5 protein-coding genes are annotated in these 4,809 nt (G+C 49.0%); 1 reads left to right on the top strand and 4 read right to left on the bottom strand.

Annotated features, from left to right (window positions below; genetic code table 11):
* Positions 1-117 precede the first annotated feature (117 nt).
* Positions 118-246 (bottom strand): hypothetical protein, encoded by a 129-nt coding sequence (locus AACQ84_RS14450; protein ID WP_254903532.1) that lies wholly within the window; start codon positions 244-246, stop codon positions 118-120.
* A gap of 442 nt (positions 247-688) precedes the next feature.
* Positions 689-1,051: a hypothetical protein gene (locus tag AACQ84_RS14445; RefSeq protein ID WP_143589487.1), complete on the bottom strand. Its 363-nt coding sequence runs from the start codon at positions 1,049-1,051 to the stop codon at positions 689-691.
* Between the two features lie 290 nt (positions 1,052-1,341).
* On the opposite strand from AACQ84_RS14445, the gene AACQ84_RS14440 reads away from it, so the two are divergent.
* Positions 1,342-1,563, top strand: coding sequence for a ribbon-helix-helix protein, CopG family (locus tag AACQ84_RS14440; protein WP_083764496.1), 222 nt, complete (start codon positions 1,342-1,344; stop codon positions 1,561-1,563).
* A gap of 5 nt (positions 1,564-1,568) precedes the next feature.
* Here AACQ84_RS14440 and AACQ84_RS14435 read toward each other — a convergent pair whose 3' ends face one another.
* Both AACQ84_RS14435 and AACQ84_RS14430 read right to left on the bottom strand, forming a co-directional pair.
* Positions 1,569-1,790 (bottom strand): hypothetical protein, encoded by a 222-nt coding sequence (locus tag AACQ84_RS14435; RefSeq protein ID WP_143589488.1) that lies wholly within the window; start codon positions 1,788-1,790, stop codon positions 1,569-1,571.
* A gap of 4 nt (positions 1,791-1,794) precedes the next feature.
* The gene (locus tag AACQ84_RS14430) at positions 1,795-4,626 is read right to left on the bottom strand and encodes a plasmid replication protein, CyRepA1 family (RefSeq protein ID WP_011117681.1); all 2,832 of its coding nucleotides are present in this window, start codon (positions 4,624-4,626) and stop codon (positions 1,795-1,797) included.
* Positions 4,627-4,809 lie beyond the last annotated feature (183 nt).

Raw genomic sequence — 4,809 nt, 5'->3', positions numbered from 1 at the left:
CCTCCTTCGCCTTGACGATCATGATCAATTAGGGCTCGGTTTTGCCGTCCCTGTTTGCTTTTATTTGGTTTAGAGAAGCCCCCGCCGGTCGCCAAACTTTTGGGGGTTTTCTCGTGTTTAGGCAGCATCTTGATCCGCCTCATCATTGTTATAGACTTCGAGCAAATCTCGTAAAACAAGCTCCCGGATATAGTCGCTGAAATTTAAGCCTTGCTCATTGGCTTTTTTAGTAGCCGCGCTGTACATGAGTGGGGGAAAACGAACCGCGCTCGCTGATTTTAAATTCTTATTCGGTCTAGTCGTCATGGGATCGCCTAAGAAAGTCTCTATCATTTTACAGTATCCAAAAGATTTGACACCCCCATTCATGGTGGTATTTTTTCTTTTCCTTTTCCCCATAGCACTGTGGCTAGCAATAAAGCTATGGGCGATCCCTACATTTATTCTGTAGCACCAACGCTACAGCCCCTTAATTTCCTGTGGATAAACAGTGTGGAAATTGAGAAGAACACATGAGAATTTGTCCAGTTTTATTTTGATGGTTATTTTTTGCGGTTGCTTTTTAAGGGAATTGTGCGTGTGGTTTCCAGTCCCCATCTGTGCATAAGAGAAAGACATTGTGCCTTGCAAGGCACAATGCCGTTTTTGTTCCTTGATGTAAACAAGTATGACTTATAAGAATGTGCTTTTATGGCAGGGAAACAGAAAATCTAAAGACCAACCCGAACAGGGCAATGGAAGCGCTCACCGCTAGGCCCGCTGAGATTCCGCCTACCCACTTCACAACATCCCATGTCCTGTCCTGCCATTTTTGGGATTGCTGAAGCTCTGTTTGGAGCGTTTGCACATCCTTATCCAATTGCTCTAGGGCTGCTTCGATCCGGTCTAGTTTCTCTTCTGACATAGCCTTGTTGAGTGAATGATGGTTTTCTTCTCGACTATAGCTCTGATGGGGTAACTCCTTTTTGCGATATAGGGGCGATCGCCCCCGAAATTTCCCCGCACTCGTATAAAACGCTCCCAAGCCCTTAAGGGGTTGATAAAAGCGCACAAGTTCAACAAAAGTATGTTATGGGCTATCCGCAGACCTTAATGCTCGCGCAACGACTTCAGGGGTCAAACCCCTTGTCAGACATAGCTTTTCGCCTCCTCCTAGGGGCGCTCAAAGGTGATAATTATCGAGTAAGCTCGGAATCCCTTACCTATTGGGGTTTTCAGGCTTTTTTACTTGCTTGCGATAATCCCCATTAAAGACAGCAGTGAAAATAGCGTATACATTGCAATACAATATGTATACACTAGCAGGTATTTGTTAGTCAAGTTGTAAACACTGTATAACACATGGCTAAAACACCGTTAATTTCATTCCGATGCCCGGTAGAGATGCTCGAAAAAATTGAGCAGTTGTCGGAAGCTACAGGGCGATCCAAGACCGATATCGTGATTGAGGGACTGCGAGAATTTTTGGATCTCCCATCAGAGAATCGGGAAATTCCAGAGCTTGCTGACATCCAACAGCAAATCCAAGAGCTCGATCAGCGCCTAAAAAAGTTGAGCGCCTGAGAGAATTACCAAGGGCGATCGCCCCGGTCGCTGAATCTCTTGGGCGAGCTCATGCCCCCGGTAGTGCCCTCACCCTCAGTGAGGCTTATGATCTGGCACAGTCTAGGGGCTACCAGAAGAGCAAAGGCGCTTTCCGCAAGGGCATAAAACGTCCCGATACCGCAGAGCAAATCTTGAGATTGTTTGGGATTGCCAAGGGAGAGCTGCACAACGAGTATTTCGATCACGGGTCTAAGCCTCCTGAATAAATCTATTTATACAGGGGTTGGACACGGCCCCTAATTTTGCTTGGTCACGCTGTAACCAATGAGCAAAGACCTTTTCGCGCTGATCGTTAGGGGCGATCGCCTCATAGACCCGCTGACGGTTATCCCGCGATCCAAAGCGCCCCTTGTATTCCAATTTCCGGTCAAGCTTGCCTAGGAGCGCCTGAGCAATTTCGAGCGGGCTCATTTTGTCGGTGATCGTTCTGCCAAGAATCCACTTGATCGGCTTGGCATACCGCAAACAATTTTCCTTGAACCCTTCAAGGCTCGCCCCGGTGAATGTCACCCCTGGTTTTAAGAACTGATGGATGTTGAGTAGCTCTAACAGGTGAATCTTTGGTGAGAGCGATCGCCTGTTGATATCCGGCTTAAATACAAAGCCCTCATGTTGGAGCTGGTCATATTTCGCCCGGTCGCGGGCAGAGCAGAATGCTTTCCCAACGGTTAAGTAGTATTCGAGCTGGAGCTGAGAGTACCACCCATCATCATCTTTCTCGACAAGCTCAGGGGTCACAGTTAACCCATAGGAGCGAGAAAGTTTCCCGTGGCGTTCTTGGTGCCGTTCCGTCTCAGATTTCGCCCGCTGACGCTTCAGTTTTTCGTACTGGCGATCGTCAGGATTTTCTACTTTAGAAATCGCAACCCTTTCCTGTAGATAATTATGGTCTTTCACCGCTTTTAATTCGTCTCGATAATCCTTAGCCAATGCTGGATCGATTTCGCTCAAATCTTTCTGTACATAGCCCTCAGAAAGCAGCTTATTTAAAATCGCTTCCCGGTAACTGCCAAAGCCACGGTTAGCAAGCGCCGCATAGCGACAATAGGCCCAAAGGAATGGTTTTAAAGAATCTTCTAACCCACTGCATTCAGCGGCGTGCTCACCGATTAATTTGTGGGTGAGCTCTGCATAGCGGTGCTGGTCACGGGCGATCGCCTTAGCGGTGTAGCCCCCATTGGCGATCCGGTTCGAGTGTGGGGAAAATTTCGGTATCCAAACATGGCGAGGGACGTTATCCCGTAACCGCTCTAGCCCTTGGCAGAAACCGTTAACGGTCTGAACCCCTGAACCCATGCCCCAAACAGAATCAAAATGATCCTTGATATCGATACTCACCCCGGTCTCGACAGCGGGCGAGCAGAGCACAATATCGTACAGGGGCAAAATTGCATTCAGCGAGTCAATACAACCATAGGCAGGGTGCCCCGGTTCAGCGACCGATTCAGCATCGATTCTCAAGATTCTCTTATCGGGATATTTCTCCCTAAAGAGTGATTCTAAGTTCTGCGTGCTGTAGGTCGATGCGGTCTTTTGGGCAGCGGTAAAGACAAGTGTTTTCTCACCGTTCTCAATCGCTTGTCTGAGATTGGTTAACAGGTCTCTAGGGTCATTCCCTTCATAGAAAAACAGGTCTCTTTGTTGCTCTAAACAGGGCTTATAGGTATTCAGAATGGTGAATGGTTTGAACTCACAACCGTCAAGAATGTACTTGATTAGCTCATAGGAGATGGGAGATAAATCAGCATCAGAGCAGTAGAGTTTTCCGCCTGTCCTTAGGGCATAAAGGATTAGGTTGTAGAACGTTTCAAGGATTTTCGCCCGGTCTTGGGTACAGGTCGAGCTACCCAAAGCGTGCCCTAAAACTTGCTCGATTTCGTCTAGGACAATGTGAGCGCCGTGCCATTCCATGAAATTAAAATGAGCTTGGCTATCGGGATGTAGGCTATCGATACACATCGCCATCCCTAGAGCGCCCCCGGTCGGGCTACTGTCGAGCTCGCTAATGTGATCGATATCGAGACGGCGGGCGAGCTCCTTGGCTAATTGGATGCGGTGAGTCAAAACCAGTACGCGAGCGCAATCATCTTGGGCGAGCTTAACGATTTTCCCTAACCATTCTGTTTTCCCGGTGCCCTTGGCAGATTTAATGAAAATAATCTGAGCATCCTTGGGGATAGCACGCGGATCGATGTCGAGATAGCGCTGATCGACCGTTAGATCGACTTGCGTGGTGATATCGGTGAGATTATCCATCTCCCAGACTGCTAAGGGCTTGCGGTGCTTGTAGCGGTTATGGAGTGCTTTCGCTCCGTGCTCGACGATCAGATCATCAACACCTTTCGCGTCCTGGTGCCAGGTGATCACCGATACTTTCGCCCCGGCCTTCTCTAGGAGTGCCCCGGTAGTTTGGATCGCCCCGTTCACTGCCTTGATCGTCTTGGGTTTCTTGTCTTGGTCAAAACAGAAGGCGATCGCCCGGTTATTTTTCGCCAACAGGTCAAGCTCTGGAATGAGGTGCCGTAGCTGTCGCATTGGCTCGCCATGGTCATTTTTTGGCGTTCTGTAGCCGTTGTAAATCCCCGGTAGACCGATGGCGCAATAACCAGCGGTTAGGAGGGCCCCTGCCTTCTTCGCGCCCTCAGTGATGATGATCGGTAGCTCAGGATGGGCTAGTACCCATTCCCAGAAGCCTTGATCGGTTTCTGGTAGCTCGACTTTGTGGCGCTTGGCAATCTTGCGCCAGGTGCCCCGGTCTACCTTGAGAGTGAAAATTTCGGTGGCTACCCGTGGCGGGTGCTCATACTTGATCGGTTTCTTATCTTCGCGATCTTTACGGGGGCGATCGCCTTTGAAGCAACCCCAAAGAGAATCTTTCCCGGTCTTAATATCGATGCCTGAGCACCACCAACCGCCATGCTCGACAAAGGCATATCGCTTAAGCCAAGTATCCCGAAGCCTGCCATCATTGCGGCGTAATGCTGGCTCATCACTGTAGAGCAGGTATTCATAGGGCGTCATCCCTGACAACGATCTAACATTTAACCGGGCAATCTCAGGGGCGACCCCGGAACCCTCTACCCATTCCCTATAGTGAGATTCTGCGATAAAATGAGAACGGTTCTCACTGACGCTACTCGCTAAATCTGCCCCGGTATTACTGCTAGATGTAAAATTATCTGATACGATCACAGTGAGTTAAGG

The sequence above is a fragment of the Picosynechococcus sp. PCC 7002 genome, from assembly GCF_963860125.1.
Lineage (GTDB): Bacteria > Cyanobacteriota > Cyanobacteriia > Cyanobacteriales > MRBY01 > MRBY01.
The sequence above is the reverse complement of the archived record's forward strand: the minus strand, read 5'-3'. Positions and strand labels throughout refer to the sequence as shown.

What these genes read in the sequence shown, in the direction of transcription:
- AACQ84_RS14430 (WP_011117681.1), bottom strand. Translation starts at nt 4,626, where the DNA reads ATGACGCCCTATGAATACCTGCTCTACAGTGATGAGCCAGCATTACGC.
- AACQ84_RS14440 (WP_083764496.1), top strand. Translation starts at nt 1,342, where the DNA reads ATGGCTAAAACACCGTTAATTTCATTCCGATGCCCGGTAGAGATGCTC.
- AACQ84_RS14450 (WP_254903532.1), bottom strand. Translation starts at nt 246, where the DNA reads ATGTACAGCGCGGCTACTAAAAAAGCCAATGAGCAAGGCTTAAATTTC.